Here is an 18,042-nt window from a genome sequence, read left to right as displayed (position 1 = left end):
AAATAAGGACTAACAAGTGAGCGGATCTGAATTGCAAATTTGCTACAGCCATCTTTGTGAGGCGGGGATTAAGCCAGCCAACGAGGACGCGGTGGCAGTTAATATGCCTCAAGATCCGCACTTGGTAACATACAAAGGCGCCTGCTTTGCGCTGGCCGATGGCGTCAGTACCGCCGAGGCAGGCCAGCAGGCCAGTGAGCGGGCGGTCAGCCGCTTTTGCCGCGAGTATAGCCAGACCCCCGACAGCTGGTCGGTGGCCTACAGCGCAACGCAGTTGCTGGCCACTATTAATAATGAGCTGTATGAGCTGAGCCATCAGTTTGTCCACAATCAGAAAGGCTATCTCACCACTTTTACCGCTTTGATTATCAAATCGCAAACAGCACATTTTTTTCATATCGGCGATAGCCGTTTGTACCACTGGCGCGACGGTGTCTTGGTGCAACTTAGCCAGGATCACACTACGGTATTATCCGGGCAGCGCCAGTTTCTTGGCCGTGCGCTGGGTATGGATGCACGGGTTGCGCTGCAACAGGGTAGCCAGAGTTTACGCCCCGGTGACAGGTTTCTACTGTGCTCTGACGGCATATCCGATTTTATCAGTGCCGATGAGCTGCAACGTGCGGTATCAACCTCGACTGATTTAAGCCTGACGGCCGCACAATTAAAGCAGCGAGCTTTGGTGCTGGGCAGTGATGATAATCTCAGCCTGATTCTGATAGAAGTAACAAAGTTACCGCAGCAAAGCCTGGAAGATTTAAATCAACATCTTACCCGGTTGCCGTTTCCGCCGGCGTTAAGCGTGGGCATGAAGCTGGACGGCTATAAAGTGCTAAGCGAGCTGTTTGCCAGCAGCCGCAGCCACTTGTATCTGGTAGAAGATGAGGCAAGCGGCCGACAGTTGGTATTAAAATGCCCGTCGCTGAATTACGATGATGATGCGTTGTATATCGACCGTTTTATCCGTGAAGAGTGGATTGGCCTGCGCATTGAATCTGATTACGTTGTCAAGGTAGTACGGCAAACCCGGCTACGCAGCTTTTTGTATTATTTAATGGAATATCTGCCGGGCCAAAGTTTAGAGCAGTGGTTTGAGAGCCAACCTAAGCCGTTAAAGCCAACGCTGGCCATTAAGCTGGTGAAGCAAATTGCCAAAGGTTTAACCGCATTTCATCGCATGGGTGCGATTCATCAGGATTTAAAACCCGGTAATATTATTTACCTGAATGATGGCGGCTTAAAAATTGTCGACTTTGGCTCGGTGTATGTGGCAGGCCTGGCTGAAATATACAGCCCGCTGCAGCATGAGGCGGCGCTGGGAACGGCAGCGTATTCGGATCCTCACTATTTACTGGGGCATAACTCCGGCGTGCAGGGCGACATTTATGCCCTTGCCACCATAGCCTACGAGCTGTTCAGCGGTGGCCATTTACCCTATGGCAATGCAGTAGAAGAGTGCCGCACCGCAGCCGATTACGACAAACTGCGCTATCGCAGCGCCAGTCAGTTTAATCCGGTTATTCCCACCTGGTTTGACCGTGCCTTACAAAAAGGTGTCAGTTTAGATTTATCGCAACGTTATCAGAGCATTAATCAACTGCTGACGGACTTACAGCAACCTAACCCTGAGTTTTTGCATGAAGAGGTAAAGCAGGAGCATAAAACTAATCCACTGTTATTCTGGCAACTGCTTTCCGGGTTCTGGTTTATTACCTTATTGCTGGTAGTGTGGTTGTTTTTGCTGCGGCGTTAAGTTGTGCTCTAATGAACTTGCTGCGCTGTCTGGAATCAGATTAGTGTGCTAGGATGTCGCTATATTTACAGTACAGAGGTGATTATGTATCAAGCTGTAAGAACTGTTCGGAAACATCAAAGAAAATCTGAGTTAGATGATAACAAAACCCTGATGGATATTGGCGTTCGAGCATCACGTACTGCGGTGCAGCAAGCTTTGGATGCAGGAGTGTCTATTACTTTTGTTGAAAATGGCGAGATGGTGAAATTGGACGCTGGCAACAAAAAAACTTTTTTAAAGCGTGTTACCGTTAAACCTGAGCTAAAACTCAGAGATTTACTTTGCCAAAATTGAGATTGATTGCCGGGCCTAATGGCTCGGGCAAAACAACTTTAACAACACAGTTAAGAGAGCGTTATGCTGTTCGTCTTGGGCAGTATCTTAATCCTGATGATATTGCAAAGCATATTAATTTAACTGAATTGTTGCAGCAATTTTCTAATTCAAAGAACATTGATTTATCAGAAGGTAATACCTATCAAGCTGCTAAGCTAGCGCAACAAATTGCACTTGGTCTTCGTGAGGATTGGATCAGAGATCAGTTGTCTTTTAGCTATGAGTCAGTAATGAGTCACAAGAGCCATCTTGATTTCTTCCAGCGTGCCAATACTGCCGGATATAAAGCCTATCTTTATTACGTGTGTACGTCGGATCCTGAGGTAAATGTTGCCAGGGTTGAGCAGCGGGTTGAACTCGGCGGGCATAGTGTACCCAGAGATAAAATCTTTCAAAGATACGAGAGAAGTCTTCAGCTACTACCTGAAATGGCACGGGCATCGCGCAGAAGCTATTTCTTTGATAATTCCACCCGACAATTAACCTTTATTGCTGAAGTCACACCAGATGGTTACCTTGATATCGTAGAGAAGAACTTTGATCGTGCTCAACCACTCTGGTTTGCTGAAAGTGTAATTAAACACTGGGCTCGCGATAAAATCCGTCTCAGTAAAGTTTAATATCAGCTTTTCGGCCTAAATGCTTTAATCACCGCCTCATTGCACTGCAAATAAGGCCCGTCCATTAAATCGATGCAGTAAGGCACGGCCGGAAACACCGCATCTAAACACTGGCGAATGGCTTTGGGCTTACCCGGCAGGTTAATAATTAAACTGCTGCCGCGCAGGCCTGCAGTTTGGCGCGACAATATTGCCGTTGGCACATATTTTAACGATTCAGTGCGCATCAGTTCGCCAAAGCCCGGCATCATTCTGTCGCACACTGCTTCTGTTGCCTCGGGCGTAACGTCGCGTTTGGCCGGGCCGGTACCGCCGGTGGTGACAATTAAACAGCAGCCTTCTTCGTCGGCTAGCTCGCGTAGCGTTTGCTCAATTAACGGCTGTTCATCAGGGATCAGCCGGTATTCGCTTTGCCAATCGCTGGTTAAATAGTCGTTTAAGGTATCGATAATAGCTTTACCGGATAAATCTTCGTATATGCCGGCGCTTGCGCGGTCACTTACTGTTACTATACCGATTTTGGTTAATGTTTGTGTCATCTGTGCTCCAAAGGTTACAGCCTCAGCCATTCAAAATTCAACCCGTCGCCATACCGGCCAGATTCAGCCAGTAGCCGTTACTGTCGGTTGCAGCCAGTGGCTGTGGTGCTGCGCCATTGCTGTTGGCTTTAAACTTTGTCAGCCAGTCAAAAGTGCCTTCAACTTGTGGGCTTAACCGTACTATATCCACCATGCCTTGCATAGCCGGTAACTGATTAATCAGGTTATAACGGCTACCAGACTGTGTTTGAATGCCGTTTAATACAAAAACAGCAGTACCATCCTGGCTGCTTACCTGGCGCCCCTGCGGGTAGTTAATGCAGCACAGCTCGCACTGATCTTTACTGCGGTTTTCCGAGCGGGCTGTAAAACAGCGGCCACTCCAGGCCAGCGGCAAATGACCAAAGCCGAATACTTCGGTTTCAAAACAGTCGCGGATATCACTAATGAGGCTCTGGCTTAACAGCGTATCCAGCCAGTGTTGGGATAACTCTACCGGCATTACCCAGCGCGTTAATCCCATACCTACTAACCGGCGTAAGCTATGCTGGTTGTAGCAGTTTATTGCAGCGCCGGCGACAAATGGCAGGCCATGTTCCTGCAGCATGCTAATAGCGCCAACGTCATTTGCTTCAACTAAAAACTCACCGTTATCAACATATTTACGTAACTCCCGCAGTTCGCCGGGTGCTTCATATAAGGTCATCGACGATAAGCACACTTGTTTACCGGCTTCACGCAGCATCTGTGCCAGCGCGATATAGTCATCAAATTTCAGCTCACGTCTTTTGCTGCATACTGTTTCACCCAGATAAACAATATCTACCGCTGAATCGGCGGCGTCGCGGTAAAATTGCTGCATCTGTGCTTTGGGCCAAAAGTACAGCACCGGCCCCAGAGAAAATTTCATCAGGTTATTTCCATTTACGATGATAAGCACCGAGTGTGGTCTGGCTGCCTTCAGAGAGCCCTGCCAGCACCTGTTGCCACTGCTGTTGCACGTAAAAGCGCTGTGGATCAGCCATTACCGCATCAATGGCGGCGCGCCACACCTGCGTAATTTTCGTGACATAAGCAGGGCTGCGTTGACGGCCCTCAATTTTTAGCGACTTAATCCCTTCGGCATAAAGTTGTGGCAGCAAATCCAGCGTGTTTAAACTGGTGGGTTCCTCCAATGCATGGTAGGTGTCCCCGCCGACGTTAAAACGGCCTTTGCACAGCGTGGGATAACCGGCGGTTTCATCCGGCGCGAAGCGATCAATTAATACGCCGTTTAAGCGTGATTCCAGGCTGCCGTTGTTATCCTGCCACTGTACAAATGCTGCCGGTGAGCAGGCACCTGCGGTGTTGGGTGACTGCCCGGTCATATAGGAGCTTAAATAGCAGCGGCCTTCGGCCATAATGCACAGGCTGCCAAAAGCAAACACTTCCAGGTCAATATCACAGCTTTTTGCTAATGCCCGTACTTGCTGCATTGATAGCACCCGTGGCAACACCACGCGGCTGATGCCAAACTGGCGGTAAAAATTAATCGCTGCAGCATTGGTCGCCGAGGCCTGCACCGACAAATGCCGCTCTATCTTGGGGTAGCACTCAGCGGCGTAGGCCAGCACAGCGATATCAGCCAGGATCAACACATCTGCCCCGGCACTTACGGCAAGATCGACCGCCTGTTGCCAGCGCTGATAGTTATCCGGGTGGGCGAAGGTGTTAATCGCCACATGCAGCTTTTTGCCATGTTGGTGCACATAGCGTGCGGCTTCGCGTAGCCTGGCTTCGTCAAAGTTCAGCCCGGCAAAATGGCGGGCATTGGTGTCATCTTTTAAGCCGATATACACAGCATCGGCGCCATGTTCGATGGCCGCCTTTAACGCCGGCATACTGCCGGCGGGGCAGAGCAGCTCCATTTTTACTTCCCTTGCTTAATTTTCGTTACCTTAGCTACCTCCGACAGGGAATAGCCAATGCGGTTGCGCTGTGGTTTTATTATAGGGTCTGATACGACTGGAATGCTTATATATGTTTGATATTAAAAGAGTTAACTCTAAGTTGGTAGCTGTTCTACCTACAATGCTGCGCCGGCTTACCCGTTGTGCTCCCAGGGCGGCACAGGTTGGCGTGTTACAGTTGGCGTTAAACCGGTTTTTCTACACTGAGCTACGCACAGGCGAGCTGAGTTTTTTGCAGGATAAAAGCGTGGTGGTAAGTGTGGCAGATATTGCGCTGGAGTTTGGCATCAGCCTTAACGGCAGGCAGTTGCAAGTGCAGCTGCACCCGCCACAGCAAGACCTGCTGTTAAAAGCTGAACTGGCCGATTTTATCGCCATGATCACTAACCAAGTTGACCCTGATACGTTGTTTTTCCGTCGCAGGTTGCAAATGCTCGGTGATACAGAGCTTGGCTTGTACTGCAAAAACCTGCTCGACAGCATAGGGCCGGAGCGTTTACCGCTACCTTTAACGCGCAGCCTGCAATGGCTAGCACAGCAACAAAAGACAGTCGCGTTGGCAGATCCTAAGCCCGCGGTGGAATAGCGTTAAGTGGGCACTTAGCCAGTCTGCCGGTGGTCTGGCGCAATAACAGAGGTAAAGATGCAAACAATTAAATGGGACCCAGCATTAATTAGTAAATATAACATTAATGGCCCACGTTATACCTCTTATCCCACAGCACTTTCGCTGAGTACCGACTTTGACCATGGGCTGATCCAGAGCGCAATCAGCCAAAGCCCCGACGAGCTGAGCCTTTATCTACATATCCCGTTCTGCCATAAGCTGTGTTACTACTGTGGCTGTAATAAAGTTATTACCCGGCACCAGCACAAAGCTGATACCTATCTTGATGCCTTAACTGAAGAGATGGCGCTGTATGCGCCACTACTGGACAGTAAGCGCATTAACCAACTGCATTTGGGTGGCGGTACACCAACGTTTTTAACGGAGGTGCAACTTAGCCGCTTAATGGCGCTGTTACATAAGTTTTTTACTATTAATGCTGATGCCGAAATCAGTATTGAAATTGACCCGCGCAGCTGCAACGATAACAAGCTGCGGCATCTGCGTACTTTAGGCTTTAACCGCGTCAGCTTTGGTGTGCAGGATTTAGATGAAAAAGTGCAGATTGCCATTAACCGTGTGCAGGACACTGATCTTATCCGTCATCAGGTGCAGCTTAGCCGTGAGCTGGGTTTCAGCTCAATTAATCTCGACCTTATCTATGGCCTGCCGTTTCAGCAGCCGGCCAGCTTTGCTGAAACGGTAGATGAAATTATCCGGCTTAATCCGCACCGTATTTCGCTGTTTAGCTATGCCCATATCCCGGCTCGTTTTGCTGCGCAGCGCAAAATAGATAACAGCAGTTTGCCGGATGCACCGTTAAAGCTGGAGTTAATGCAACTGGCGATTGACCGTTTTGTTGCGGCCGGTTATCAGTTTATCGGTATGGATCACTTTGCCCGACCGGATGACACCCTGGCCAAAGCCCAGCATGCCGGTAAGTTGCAGCGCAATTTTCAGGGCTACACCACCGCCGGCCAGGATGCATTGATAGGTCTTGGTGTGTCTAGTATCAGTCAGGTAAGTGGCGTGCTGTGGCAAAACAGCAAAGATTTACCGGCGTATTATGCAGCTGTTAATAAAGCTCAGTTTGCCACTGAACGCGGTTTTAGTTTAAATGCAGATGACAAACTACGGGCGGCGCTAATCAGCCAGTTAATTTGCCATTTTGCACTGGATACAGAAACATTTAGCCGCCAATGGCATATCCAAAGCTTTTGGCAATATTTTGCTGACGCTTTGGCGCGCTTGCAGCCTTTTATGGAAGACGGTTTGGTTGAGGTATACGCTGAGCGCATTAAAGTAACCGATGCTGGCCGGCTATGGGTACGCAGCATCTGTGCCTGTTTTGATGCTTACCTAACCCTGGACCAACAGCGTTATTCAAAAGTGGTGTAATTCTGCAGGGCCCGGGCAAACAGGGCATTTCTATACCGAGCGCAAATATGCACCCGGCATGGCTTGGATGTAATTGGTATGGTTAATACAACGCCACCAATTCACCGGCTTTATTAAAGGTAAGAAAATCGGCAATTATGCCGCCCTGAATTTTTTCCATCATCATCTTAAGGGGTTGGGTGGCTTCATCGCTGTTCGGCGCAAAACCACCGCGGCCGCCAAGGGCTGACACAAAGGCGATATCCCAGTCAACACCAGTGGTTTTTGATTCATTCACTAAGCTTTTAAAATCGCTGACTTCATCCGGCAATTTATCTACACAGAGCACTGGTGCCAAAGCGCCGCCCTGGCCCTGCTCAAAATTGTGCTTTTGTGTATCGGTATAGCCATTTGGCAGCTCGGCCTTGGCAAATACAAACAATAACCGCTGGGGCTCGTTTTGCTGGCCTGCAGCGTTAATTAAGTCGCGGTAGGATGCAATATTCATATTCAAAGCTCAATAATAGTTTTTTCCAGTGTAACAAAGCTGCTCAGCGGATATGCTGGCTATAGCGGGGTAATTAACTAACCACAAAGAGGTAATCACCTTTGCCTGCTCGGCGATTAGGTATTTTTTACCTAAAATAATAGTACTTTTCACCATGGGGTTTTGTTTATGAGGCGTTTTATCCGTAATTTGGCTATCAGTCAGAAATTAATGTTACTACTTCTACTGCCGGTATTAGCTGCTTTGTGGTTGGCGGGTGGCAGGCTAACAGCCAGTTGGCAACAGGTTGAACTCGCCCGGCATATAGGTAGTTCGATAGATGCTTCTGTAACAATGAATACGCTGGTAGGAACTTTGCAAGCCGAACGCGGCGCCAGTGGGGTGTTTCTGGCCAGCTCCGGTGAGCGTTTTGCCGAGCGGTTAGCTCAGTTACGCCAACAAAGCGACCGGCAGTTGCAGGCATTTATGGCGTTGCGTTTGCCACAGTTACAACCTTTACAGCAACAGTTACAACAGTTATCAGAACTGCGCCGACAGATTGATCAATTAGCTATGGCTAATACCACATCAGCTGAGCGATATACGGCATTAATTACAGCAATGATAGCGTTAAACCACCAGTTGGAAGTAGACGTACAGCATCGCGAAATGGCCAAACAGCTGGCAACATTAAACCAGTTTATTGAAATGAAAGAACGCGCCGGGCGTGAGCGTGCCATTTTGGGCCTGGTATTTAGTCATGGCAGTTTTACTGGCGAATTACTGGCGCGGTTTAGTAATAATCTTGGTGCTTACAATGCCTATAATGAAAACTTTCTGCGTATGGTAACGACAGCGCAGCAACAACAGTGGCAACAGGTAACTCAGCATAACAGTTTTGCTGAGGTGGCAAGGTTGCAGCAACTGGCGTTTAATACTGCGCTGGGGGCAGCATTGAACATAGATGGCGGCCAGTGGTTTGATATATCTACCAGCCGGCTGGCTCAGATGAGTGAGTTTGAACAGAGTTTAAGCCGGGATATCGCAGCAGCAGCAGAGCAGCTAAATCAGCAAGCGACACGGCAGTTATGGCTGCTTGTAACGGTATTACTAGTGATCGCGGCTGTGTTGGTAATCGTCGCAATGATTACAGTGCGCAGTATTGCGTCTGCCGTACATAGCATAGAAGGCGCCATTGCTGCGCTGGCTCAACGTGATCTTACCGCCCGCAGTCACTATCAGGGGAAAGACGAGTTCGGTCGTATTGCATACAGTACCAATAGTATGGCGCAGGAGCTGCAACGCATTATTAATGACATCGGTGCAGCAACGGTTCAGGTCGCAACGGCTGCAGAGCAATCGTCTGCAGTGACGTTACAAACCAGCAAAGGTGTGCAACAGCAACAACAGGATACCGAGATGGTAGCAACGGCCATGCACGAAATGAGCGCCACCGTGCGGGATGTAGCCAGTAGTACTGCAGAAGCGGCTGAGTTATCTGAATCAGTGCAGGCAGGTGCGACACAAGGTAAAGCTAAACTGGAGCAGAGCATAACCCTTATTAACCGTTTGTCAGCACAGGTAGACAGCACGGCTAAAGTGATCGATAAAGTAAAACATGATAGCGATGCCATTACATCGGTACTAGATGTTATACGTGGCATAGCCGAACAAACTAACTTACTGGCGCTTAATGCCGCCATTGAAGCAGCCCGAGCCGGTGAACAGGGGCGGGGATTTGCGGTCGTGGCAGATGAAGTTCGCACACTGGCACAACGTACAGCTCAATCAACCGGCGATATTCAGCGCATGATAGAGGGGTTGCAGCAAGGTGCTCTGCAAGCTACAGATGCAATGCGCTTAAGCCTGAGTCAGGCGCAAGAGGGCAGTGAAAAAGTCGCAGAAACCGGCACTATACTTGCCAGTGTATTAAGCGGTATTAGTGGGATAAACGATAAAAATATGCAAATAGCTTCTGCTGCTGAACAGCAAAGTACCGTTGCTGATGAAATTAATCAAAAAGTACTGAGTATCAGTGATGTAGCCTTACAAACCAGTGCCGGTGCGGAGCAAACTGCCAGCACCAGCCGCGAGCTGGCGCGTTTGGCTGAGCAATTGCAGGCGTTAGTTGGTCGTTTTAAACTGGCCTGATCAGGCCAGCTTGCTGTTAAACAGCGCAGCGATAAGGTCGGACTGGGTAATTATACCAACCAGTTGTTGCTGCGCATCCAGTACCGGGATATGGTGCAGGCCCTGATCTGATAGCATAGGTACCAAGGCGACGATATGGTCATCTTCATATGCCATAAAAAAAGACACTGTAGCAAGGCAGTGTCTTTTTATTACAATAAATGGCGGTTGGTTTAGTCTGTTTCTGGCACGTAGATCAGGCTGCCGTCGTCCAGCCGGTAGGTGACACCGGCTTTACTGCCTATGCCGCTGCCTATTTCACTGGTCGACTGGTATTTTTCCAGTTTTTCGCCGTCTTTAATGGTGATTTCCATATTCTCTTTACCGGGGTTTTTAATCACCACTACGTCATCGCTGCTGAACGGGTTCAGCGGGTTATTGACGATGATGATAAACAGAATCACGATAATCACCAGAAACACGTCGATAATGTTCACCATGCTCAGTACCGGATCATCATCTTCAGCATCCAGAAAACGGCGGCTCATGGTGTATTACCTGCAGCCTGTTGCTGCCGTTCCAGTTGCAGCAGTTCCTTTAAACGCCAGCGGCGGGTAACGGTCTGAATAATAAACGCTAGCGAAGCGGCGACCAGCGCAACAATAACCGCCGCAAACGCCACACCAACCTGTTCACCGACTACCGTCATTTCACCGGCCGCGACACCGGCCAGTGCTGGGCCCATCGGGATCATGGTGGCAACCAGCCCTAGCAGCGGGGCGGTTCTGGCGGTAATTTTCAAACCTTCCAGCTCGGCCATTATCGCCAGTTCCAGTTCTTCGCTTTTCCAGCCAGGTTGTGCTGCCATCAAGCGGTGCAGTGGCTGCCAGCCACTGCTGAAACGCTGATAACATTCCGTCAGAAAACGCCCGCTGGCATACAGCGAATAGATAAAAAATAAGATAATCGACAATAATACCGGTGCCATAAACCAGTACGACAGCTCATACAGTATGGTTTCAATGCCTATCATGCGGCGCTCCTGCGAAATACGTTAAGATGCTGGCGGGCAACCCCGGCCAGCAGAGGAATTAATAACAGCAGTGGCAGATACCACAGCCGTTGCTGTTCAGCGGCGTTATTGCTGACCTGTTGCAGTTGCTGGCCACTGACCTGCTGGCCTTCGCTACCTGCCTGTGCTGCTGCAACACTCAGCCCGAATCCGGTAGCCTGTTGTTTTACAAAGTCTGCAATTGCATCATTACCGGCCTGAATATCAAATTTGGCGGTTAGCTCCAGATAGGCCTGCAACAGCTCGGTGAGGGTCTGTTCTGACGCATCCCAGTATTCTTTACGGATAGCTTCTAGCATCCGCTCCATCATCCGGGCTTGAGCTTCAGGGGCATGTTCGGCAAACCATTCATTGATACCCAGTTGCAGGCTGTCGTTCACATACACATCGTGCAGGCTCTGCCATTGGTCATCGCGCACCATATCCGGCGATACCACCTGCCAGCCCCATAAATTGGCCGTAATGTCCTGCAGGTTCAGTGCACCGGCATAACCTTCTGCCTGCATAGCCTGAATCCAGCCGGGATGGAATACCCGGGTGCTGAGTTCGGCTGCCAGAAAACGCGAGGCTGATTCGATACGGGCTTGTCCGGCCTGCCGCTGGTTAGAGATATACAGTGCCGGGCTTTTTCCGGTTAAATGCCGTACTGCCAGATCAATCCCGCCCAGATACTGGAACGGATCATCCGTGGTCAGCATACCGTACAGATTTGAGGTTCTGGCCAGCAGCGCAGCATCGACGCCTTTCAGGTTCTCAGCATACAGGGTGCTGGTATCGGCATCCTGACCCCAGCGCTCTGGATCGGGGCCAAAGGCATAGCTCATCCGCGACAGGTATAACTGCGCCAGTTTACTGTCGTCCTGCCAGCTGTCACTGGCCTGAATGGCATCATCCAGCCCGGTGCCGTAAACGCCGGTCGGGCTGCCGAACACCCGGGTGCTGGCAAAGTAACGGGCATCTTTTTCATTCATACCTTGTTGCAGTAAGTCTGCCAGTAAACGTTCGGTATTGCGGTATACCGGGTTATCCGCTTCCGCCAGCTGCGAGATTTCCTCAGCGGCTTTGGCAAAATGCGCCATCATATTAGGGAATTGATCGCGGTATAAACCGGTTGATGACAGCACCACATCTACCCGTGGCCGCCCCAGCTGTGCGGTCGATAACACAGAGTAACCGGTAACCCGGCCCGCATTATCCCACACGGGTTCAACGCCGATGGCATACAGGGCCTCACTTTCCAGCACGCCACCATGACGCATCGCCTCTACCGCCCACAGTGAAAATGCCAGCTTCTCCGGCCATGTGCCGTGCTGCTCTTTATGGCTTTGCAGCAATTCTGTCATTGCAGCTTTACCAGCCTGCCACGCCTCTTTGGTTGGGATCCGCGCCGGATCAAAACCATACAGGTTTTTACCGGTTGGCAGGCTTTCAATCACCCGCAGCGGATCGCCGCCGACGCCCGGTGTCACAAAATGCCCTGTCAATGCTTGCTGTAAACCGGTGAATTCGGTCTGAGCATTCAGCAGGGTGGCGTAATGGCGGGCTTTTTGCTGCCATTCGGGTAACGCGGGTGGCAGCGGCTGGTCATGATAACCAAGCGCACTTTCCAGCCAGCGATAGGGCAGGGTTTGTGGCAGTTGCTGGTAATCGGTAGCAAAAACCTCTTCCGGTTCAGCAACACCCAGTGCCTGGATAAAATCGTTACCCAACATTTGCATAATGGTGGTTAGCTGTTGCTGCTGCGGGCCTGTGGTCGCAAAGCTGTGCAGACCGAGCGGTTGCGCCTGTGCCGCCAGACTATGCAGGTAATCGTGCAGCTCGCTGATAAAACGTTCGGTATCGGTGCTGATTTGCTCCGGCTTCCAGTTAAGATCTTTCATAATCGGATCATTAACGGCGGTATCCTGCAAACGTTGCAGCGTCAGCTGTTTCACTTCACCTTCGTCCAGTTGCTGATACTGGTGAATTAACTGGTGCAGTTCTAGCAAACTGCCATGTAAGCCGGAAGGCTGAAATAACGGCGTCTGGTGGCTAATCATGGTAGCACGGCCACGGCGTTTGGCCTGTGTTGCTTCACCGGTGTTATCAACGATATAGGGATAAATGACCGGAATATCGCCCAGTGCCAGCAAAGGATCATCATAGCTGCTCAGACCGCGCTCTTTACCGGGCATCCATTCCTGTGTGCCGTGGGTGCCGAAGTGGATCAGCGCCTGCGCACCGGATTGCTGACGCAGCCACAGATATGTTGCCAGATAGTAATGGTTTACCGGCAGCCGCAGGTCGTGGTACAGGCTGCGTTCCTGATCGGCTTCCGGCATACCCCGCGGCGGTTGTGGCAGCATTATAATATGGCCGTTCTGCCAGCGAGGGATCAAAAATACCTGCTGACCGGCAGCTCCGGACAGATAAGGCGATTGCTCCGGTGTGCCCCAGCGGGCTTCAATCCGTTGCCGTACATCCTGTGGCAAAGCGTTGTACCACTGCTGATACTGGCTGAACGGCAGGCTGGCAGCCAGATCCTGCTGGGCCAGTTGTGGCAGTAAGGCCGGTTGATGCAAGCCCTGAATTAACCGCCCCAGCGTATCAATAGCCTGTTGTTCAGAAAACGGCGTAATGTGATACCCCTGCTGTTGCCATTGCTGGCTTAATCCGGCCAGGCTGCGTGGCACATTCATAAAAGAGGCCGACATATTTTTTTCGCCCGGTGGGTAGTTATAAAACATCACTGCAACCCGGCGTTGGTCATCCGTGGTTTGCTGTAAGGCGATTAAGCCGGCCAGCTTATTACTGACAGCATCAACCTGCTCGCGGATTGGGGTTAATGCTCCCTGATATTCGGTCCACAGCACTAACGGATCGGTTAAACCGTTCTGCTCCGGCAGGGCCAAATACAATGGCGTACTGGCCAGCGACAGGCCGGAAGGATGCTTACGCCATTCTGCTTCGTCGCCGGTCCACCAGCCAATACCCTGTAATACCGGAATGCCCAGCTGTTGCAGGTGGGGCAGCAAACCATTGTGATATACCGGCTGTAAATGCAGTAATGCCTGCACCCGGTGTTGCAGCAGTTGGGTTAGGTTGGCATCCGGCCCCAGCGTATAAAATACCGGTAACGCCACCAGATTACGTTGCTCCAGCGCCCGGGTAATGGCGTCAATATGTGCCATCGCGCCGGATTCCAGATAGCGGGCATGGAAGCCAATCGCCACCACATTGTTACTGCCGGGCTTTTTGCTGCGGCTGGTTAAAAATTGCAGTATCTGATCCGGATCGGCACTAAAGCGTGCCGGAAAATCCGGGTGATAGGCACCCATGGCCGGAATTACCACCGGTGCCGGAATAGCTGCCAGTGCGGCTGGATTATCCCGTGCGGCCAGATAGCGGAAAAAATGGCGGAAATTATGTTCGCCACCGTGACGGTAATATTGCCACAGTATCTCTGCCTGTTCCGGTTTCAGCCCCTGCGCTTGTTTTTCGGTACGGCCAACCCATAGCTGTTGCTGCGGCAGGCGGGCAGCCAGTGGTTTCAGCCGTTGCTGTATGGCCGAGAAATCAGATGCCCGCGGAATATCCACTACCAGCAGGGAAGTGTGCTGTAACTGTTGCAGCAATTGCTGATCGGTTAAGTCGTCGCTAAGCAGAACCTGTACCTTGAAACCGGCATCGGTAGCTGACCTGGTGAGCAGGTTAAGCTTGGCATCCAGTACAAAACGATTGGTTAAAATGCTGATATCAGCGGCCACCGGGCCGCTGATTAATAACAGAATCAGCCATAACCGTTTGAGGAATGGCATGATTACTCCTTAAATTTATATAACCAGTTCAGGTGGTAGCTGCGGCCGGTTTCAACATAACCAAAGCCGCTGTCTTTTTCCAGCAGGTCAACATTATTCAGGTTACTGACACCAAAGGTGAACTGATGCTGGGCATTTAAACGGTAGCGCAGGTTAGTATTGACTACGCTGTAAGACGGTAATTCCACTTCACTGTTACTGCTGATCAGCCATTGTTTGCCGGTGTAGTCGATATCTGCCGATAAATACAGCACATCACTGAGCAGGGTGTATTCCAGCCGGGCGGTGGCGCGGTGCTCTGGCCGGGCCGGTAAATGCAGGCCGGTGCTGTCGTCTTTAGAGTCGGTATAGGTGTAGCTGGATGCCAGACGCCAGTCTGTTGTGATATGCCAGTCCAGTTCGGCTTCAACCCCTTTAACCGAAGCTTCGGACATATTGACGTACTGGAATACTTTACCCAGCCTGCTGCTGCAATTATCGATACAGAAGGTGGTGATCAGATCGGTCACTTTGTTATGAAACAGCGTAATGCCGGCAGTCAGCTGTGGCAGTTGTTCATAACGCAGCCCCAGTTCCCAGTTATCGCTGCTTTCCGGTTTCACTTCGCTGTTACCGATAAAACTGTGCGGGCCGTCGAAACGGTAATCCGGGGAAATCTGTTTTAATGTTGGTGCGCGGAAACCATGACCATAACCGCCTTTCAGCGCCAGGCCGGGTGACAGTTCCCAGACCAGATAAGCACGCGGGCTGATTTCACTGCCAAAGTATTCGTGGTGATCCCAGCGGCTGCCGAGGGTCAGGGTCAGCTGGCTGGCCAGCCGCCATTCATCCTGCAATAACGCCGATTTGTGGGTGGCACTGCCTTCACCGTTAATAAACTCCGGGTGTTCCAATTTTTCATTACGCCATTCAGCACCTACTGTCAGGCGGTGATCAGTACCGATATCGCGGTGGAAGCGGCTTTCAAATACATCGTCAGTAAAAAACTGCGGTACATAAGGTGTAACGTTATTATCTGCATGATTAATCACATCAAAGCTGGAACGGTAATAACCGGCCATACCGCTCCAGTTTTCCCATTGTGGCAGCCAGTGCACGCTGAATTGCTTACGTTTTAAATCGTAGCTGCTCTGGTAATTAGTGCCGGATTTTACCGTATCCTGCCAGCGATCTTCATCCGCATACAAATAGGCCAGCTCCAGCCGGTGCTGCGGTAAAAACTGCCAGCTTAGCCCGGTACTGAGTGACAGTTTCTTTTTGCCTTCTTGCTCGCTCAGTTGCGGATCAAGCTTTTCAGCAGTATCGCCCTGCCGGGCCTGACTCAGGCTGAAACGGGCACCGAGCGTGTCGGTTAACGGGCCAGACATACTCAGGCTGGAGCGGTACTGATTACCGCCACGGCTGTTATCCGGTACGGCACCTGCTGCCTGAAAAGTACCCCGCCAGTTTTCGCTGTAACCACGGGTAATAATGTTGATTACACCACCGATAGCTTCAGAACCATACAACGCAGACAATGGCCCGCGTACCACTTCGATGCGCTCAATGGTATCCAGTGCAATCCAGTCGTACTGCAAATCGGAATGGCCGACAATATCATCGGTGGCCGAAATACGGCGGCCATCGACCAGAATCAGTGAGTGTTTGGAGTCCATGCCGCGCAGCTGAATCACTTTACGGCCACCAACACCCCGGCCGGATAAACTGACGCCCGGTACCTGACGCAGCAGGTCGATAAATTGAGGTTCGGTGCTGTTTTCTATCTGTTCACGGCTAATCAGGCTGACTGATGCCGGGGCTTCCAGCGTGCTGCGCGCGGCGCCGGTCGCTGACACGACAATGTGTTCAATCTGGTCTGTATCATCGGCCACAGGCAGCGCTGCTGCGCTTTGCAGCATGGCACTGCTGAGTAATAGGGAGGTGATCATTTATCGGTTTCCTCTTGCTGAAATTCGAGGTAAATGATAACAATTTGCATTTATTTTGAGGTGGTGCATCAGGGGTAACGGCGCTACCCCTGAAGAGGTAAACTGGTTTTAATGTGGCTGCTGGGCGACTGAATACAAGGCGGCGATTAAGTCGGATTGGGTGATAATACCGCTTAGTTGCTGTTGCCGGTTAAGTACCGGGATATGGTGCAGACCCTGATCTGACAACAGCGGAATCAGTGCGGCAATATGGTCGTCTTCAGAGACAACGGTTAGTCTGGCGGTCATCAGCTCTGCTACCCGGCGCTTGTGGTGCTTTTTATGACCGCGCTTTAACAGTAAGCCATTCAGATGACGCAGCAGTCCCCAGTAATGCGGGACATGCAGGTTTTTCAGAAAATCCGCCACGGATACCACACCGAGCAGTTGCTGCTGTTTGTCTACCACCGGTAGCATACTGATTTTATGTTTTTGCAGCAGTTGCCAGGCGGTAGCGACCGGTGTGTCTGCGTTAACGGTAATCAGATCGGCAGACATAATATCGCGGCAGCGGATTTCACCGCTTTTACGCTGATAGGCGTGTAATTGCGCCTGAGTATAAATCTTTTCCAGATCCTGCTCGCTGACATCGACTACCGTCTGAAAGCTGTTCAGCGCACTGAGTAAATCTTCCGGTTGCAGCCCAAGCCGTTTTAACGGGCTGAAATCCTGATGTAAATGCACCGGATCAAACTTTTCCGGTGTTTTCTGCTGCGGACGTTTTAATAACAGCCGGTTCAGCACCAGCGATGCTGCCAGCATCACCAGCACATTCAGTGCTACCGGATACAGCAGAAAATCATAACCCAGCAGTTGATCGGTTGAGGCAATCACCGGCACCAGTGCGGTGGCGCCGCCCGGCGGATGCATACACTCAAAGATATACATCACAAATAATACACAGCCGATGGTTGCCGCAGCCATTAAGGCTAAATCGTTAAACAGGTGCGAGCAGATAAGGCCAATCGCTGCAGAAATCAGGTGTCCGCCGGTAAAAGACCACGGTTTAGCCAGCGGGCTGTTAGGCAGGCCAAACAGCAATACCGATGACGCGCCCATAGAGGCCAGCAGAATAATGGTACTGGTGGTATCGGCCAGTTGCAGGCTGGTAAAGGTCACTACAAATAACGCAATAAAGGCAGCCAGCGCGACTTTCAGCCGCTGCCACAATGGAATAGACGACAGGCTCTGGCTATCCAGCCGTACCAGCCCCAGCTGGTTTAACAAACGGGATATCAGTGTTTTATGCAAAGGCGTTTTCAATTTATAGACATTCAGACGTCTGATGGATAGCCGCCAGTATAACCGCCGGCAAAGGAAAAGTATGTCAGTAAATAAAAAAACCATACTGTGGAAATTTTACGCA

Annotated in this window: 16 protein-coding genes; 6 read left to right on the top strand and 10 right to left on the bottom strand. The window is 50.8% G+C overall.

Going from position 1 to position 18,042, the window contains the following annotated elements:
- Nucleotides 1–16: 16 nt before the first annotated feature.
- The 3 genes from M2404_RS17770 to M2404_RS17760 all read left to right on the top strand — a co-directional run bounded on the left by M2404_RS17770 (nt 17) and on the right by M2404_RS17760 (nt 2,751).
- Nucleotides 17–1,753 carry a bifunctional protein-serine/threonine kinase/phosphatase gene (locus M2404_RS17770; protein ID WP_259241085.1) on the top strand — a complete coding sequence of 579 codons (1,737 nt, stop codon included), beginning with the start codon at nt 17–19 and terminating at the stop codon, nt 1,751–1,753.
- Nucleotides 1,754–1,837: 84 nt separating this feature from the next.
- Entirely contained in the window at nt 1,838–2,089 is a 252-nt protein-coding gene (locus M2404_RS17765; RefSeq protein ID WP_259241084.1) for a hypothetical protein, read from the top strand.
- Nucleotides 2,077–2,751 carry an ATPase gene (locus tag M2404_RS17760; protein WP_259241083.1) on the top strand — a complete coding sequence of 225 codons (675 nt, stop codon included), beginning with the start codon at nt 2,077–2,079 and terminating at the stop codon, nt 2,749–2,751. Before M2404_RS17765 ends, M2404_RS17760 begins: the two co-directional genes overlap by 13 nt.
- 2 nt (nt 2,752–2,753) lie before the next feature.
- Here M2404_RS17760 and mog read toward each other — a convergent pair whose 3' ends face one another.
- From mog to ubiU, 3 genes are read right to left on the bottom strand one after another with little or no spacing between them, the layout of a single operon-like run.
- A complete protein-coding gene (gene mog / locus M2404_RS17755; RefSeq protein ID WP_259241082.1) occupies nt 2,754–3,290 on the bottom strand; it encodes a molybdopterin adenylyltransferase in 537 nt (178 codons plus the stop codon).
- Between the two features lie 37 nt (nt 3,291–3,327).
- Nucleotides 3,328–4,200 (bottom strand): U32 family peptidase, encoded by an 873-nt coding sequence (locus M2404_RS17750; RefSeq protein ID WP_259241081.1) that lies wholly within the window; start codon nt 4,198–4,200, stop codon nt 3,328–3,330.
- 4 nt (nt 4,201–4,204) lie between these two features.
- Nucleotides 4,205–5,197, bottom strand: coding sequence for a ubiquinone anaerobic biosynthesis protein UbiU (gene ubiU, locus M2404_RS17745; RefSeq protein ID WP_259241080.1), 993 nt, complete (start codon nt 5,195–5,197; stop codon nt 4,205–4,207).
- Nucleotides 5,198–5,309: 112 nt separating this feature from the next.
- Here ubiU and ubiT point away from each other — a divergent pair, with 112 nt between their 5' ends.
- Together ubiT and hemN are read left to right on the top strand one after the other, a co-directional pair.
- On the top strand, nt 5,310–5,825 hold the full coding sequence (gene ubiT / locus M2404_RS17740; protein WP_259241079.1) for a ubiquinone anaerobic biosynthesis accessory factor UbiT: 516 nt from the start codon (nt 5,310–5,312) through the stop codon (nt 5,823–5,825).
- Between the two features lie 57 nt (nt 5,826–5,882).
- Entirely contained in the window at nt 5,883–7,244 is a 1,362-nt protein-coding gene (hemN, locus tag M2404_RS17735) for an oxygen-independent coproporphyrinogen III oxidase (RefSeq protein WP_259241078.1), read from the top strand.
- Between the two features lie 82 nt (nt 7,245–7,326).
- Here the strand turns inward: hemN and M2404_RS17730 are convergent, their stop codons facing one another.
- Nucleotides 7,327–7,731: a ribonucleotide reductase subunit alpha gene (locus tag M2404_RS17730; protein ID WP_259241077.1), complete on the bottom strand. Its 405-nt coding sequence runs from the start codon at nt 7,729–7,731 to the stop codon at nt 7,327–7,329.
- A gap of 210 nt (nt 7,732–7,941) precedes the next feature.
- Between M2404_RS17730 and M2404_RS17725 the strand changes: the two genes are divergently transcribed.
- Entirely contained in the window at nt 7,942–9,861 is a 1,920-nt protein-coding gene (locus tag M2404_RS17725; protein ID WP_259241076.1) for a methyl-accepting chemotaxis protein, read from the top strand.
- Here M2404_RS17725 and M2404_RS17720 read toward each other — a convergent pair whose 3' ends face one another.
- From M2404_RS17720 to M2404_RS17695, 6 genes are all read right to left on the bottom strand, one after another.
- Nucleotides 9,862–10,017, bottom strand: coding sequence for a CBS domain-containing protein (locus M2404_RS17720; protein ID WP_259241075.1), 156 nt, complete (start codon nt 10,015–10,017; stop codon nt 9,862–9,864).
- Between the two features lie 56 nt (nt 10,018–10,073).
- Entirely contained in the window at nt 10,074–10,388 is a 315-nt protein-coding gene (locus M2404_RS17715; protein WP_259241074.1) for a DUF2149 domain-containing protein, read from the bottom strand.
- On the bottom strand, nt 10,385–10,873 hold the full coding sequence (locus tag M2404_RS17710) for a MotA/TolQ/ExbB proton channel family protein (protein ID WP_259241073.1): 489 nt from the start codon (nt 10,871–10,873) through the stop codon (nt 10,385–10,387). Before M2404_RS17710 ends, M2404_RS17715 begins: the two co-directional genes overlap by 4 nt.
- A complete protein-coding gene (gene cobN, locus M2404_RS17705; RefSeq protein ID WP_259241072.1) occupies nt 10,870–14,709 on the bottom strand; it encodes a cobaltochelatase subunit CobN in 3,840 nt (1,279 codons plus the stop codon). Before cobN ends, M2404_RS17710 begins: the two co-directional genes overlap by 4 nt.
- A gap of 2 nt (nt 14,710–14,711) precedes the next feature.
- Complete coding sequence (locus M2404_RS17700; protein WP_259241071.1) at nt 14,712–16,637, bottom strand: TonB-dependent receptor plug domain-containing protein; 1,926 nt, start codon at nt 16,635–16,637, stop codon at nt 14,712–14,714.
- 108 nt (nt 16,638–16,745) lie between these two features.
- Entirely contained in the window at nt 16,746–17,939 is a 1,194-nt protein-coding gene (locus tag M2404_RS17695) for an HPP family protein (RefSeq protein WP_259241070.1), read from the bottom strand.
- Between the last annotated feature and the right edge of the window lie 103 nt (nt 17,940–18,042).

The sequence above is a fragment of the Rheinheimera pacifica genome (assembly GCF_024809855.1).
Lineage (GTDB): Bacteria > Pseudomonadota > Gammaproteobacteria > Enterobacterales > Alteromonadaceae > Alishewanella > Alishewanella pacifica_A.
Note: the sequence above shows the minus strand (reverse complement) of the source record. Positions and strands in the feature narration are given on the sequence as shown.

What these genes read in the sequence shown, in the direction of transcription:
- M2404_RS17720 (WP_259241075.1), bottom strand. Translation starts at nt 10,017, where the DNA reads ATGGCATATGAAGATGACCATATCGTCGCCTTGGTACCTATGCTATCA.
- M2404_RS17725 (WP_259241076.1), top strand. Translation starts at nt 7,942, where the DNA reads ATGTTACTACTTCTACTGCCGGTATTAGCTGCTTTGTGGTTGGCGGGT.
- M2404_RS17715 (WP_259241074.1), bottom strand. Translation starts at nt 10,388, where the DNA reads ATGAGCCGCCGTTTTCTGGATGCTGAAGATGATGATCCGGTACTGAGC.
- M2404_RS17710 (WP_259241073.1), bottom strand. Translation starts at nt 10,873, where the DNA reads ATGATAGGCATTGAAACCATACTGTATGAGCTGTCGTACTGGTTTATG.
- M2404_RS17730 (WP_259241077.1), bottom strand. Translation starts at nt 7,731, where the DNA reads ATGAATATTGCATCCTACCGCGACTTAATTAACGCTGCAGGCCAGCAA.
- hemN (WP_259241078.1), top strand. Translation starts at nt 5,883, where the DNA reads ATGCAAACAATTAAATGGGACCCAGCATTAATTAGTAAATATAACATT.
- mog (WP_259241082.1), bottom strand. Translation starts at nt 3,290, where the DNA reads ATGACACAAACATTAACCAAAATCGGTATAGTAACAGTAAGTGACCGC.
- ubiT (WP_259241079.1), top strand. Translation starts at nt 5,310, where the DNA reads ATGTTTGATATTAAAAGAGTTAACTCTAAGTTGGTAGCTGTTCTACCT.
- M2404_RS17765 (WP_259241084.1), top strand. Translation starts at nt 1,838, where the DNA reads ATGTATCAAGCTGTAAGAACTGTTCGGAAACATCAAAGAAAATCTGAG.
- cobN (WP_259241072.1), bottom strand. Translation starts at nt 14,709, where the DNA reads ATGCCATTCCTCAAACGGTTATGGCTGATTCTGTTATTAATCAGCGGC.
- ubiU (WP_259241080.1), bottom strand. Translation starts at nt 5,197, where the DNA reads ATGGAGCTGCTCTGCCCCGCCGGCAGTATGCCGGCGTTAAAGGCGGCC.
- M2404_RS17700 (WP_259241071.1), bottom strand. Translation starts at nt 16,637, where the DNA reads ATGATCACCTCCCTATTACTCAGCAGTGCCATGCTGCAAAGCGCAGCA.
- M2404_RS17750 (WP_259241081.1), bottom strand. Translation starts at nt 4,200, where the DNA reads ATGAAATTTTCTCTGGGGCCGGTGCTGTACTTTTGGCCCAAAGCACAG.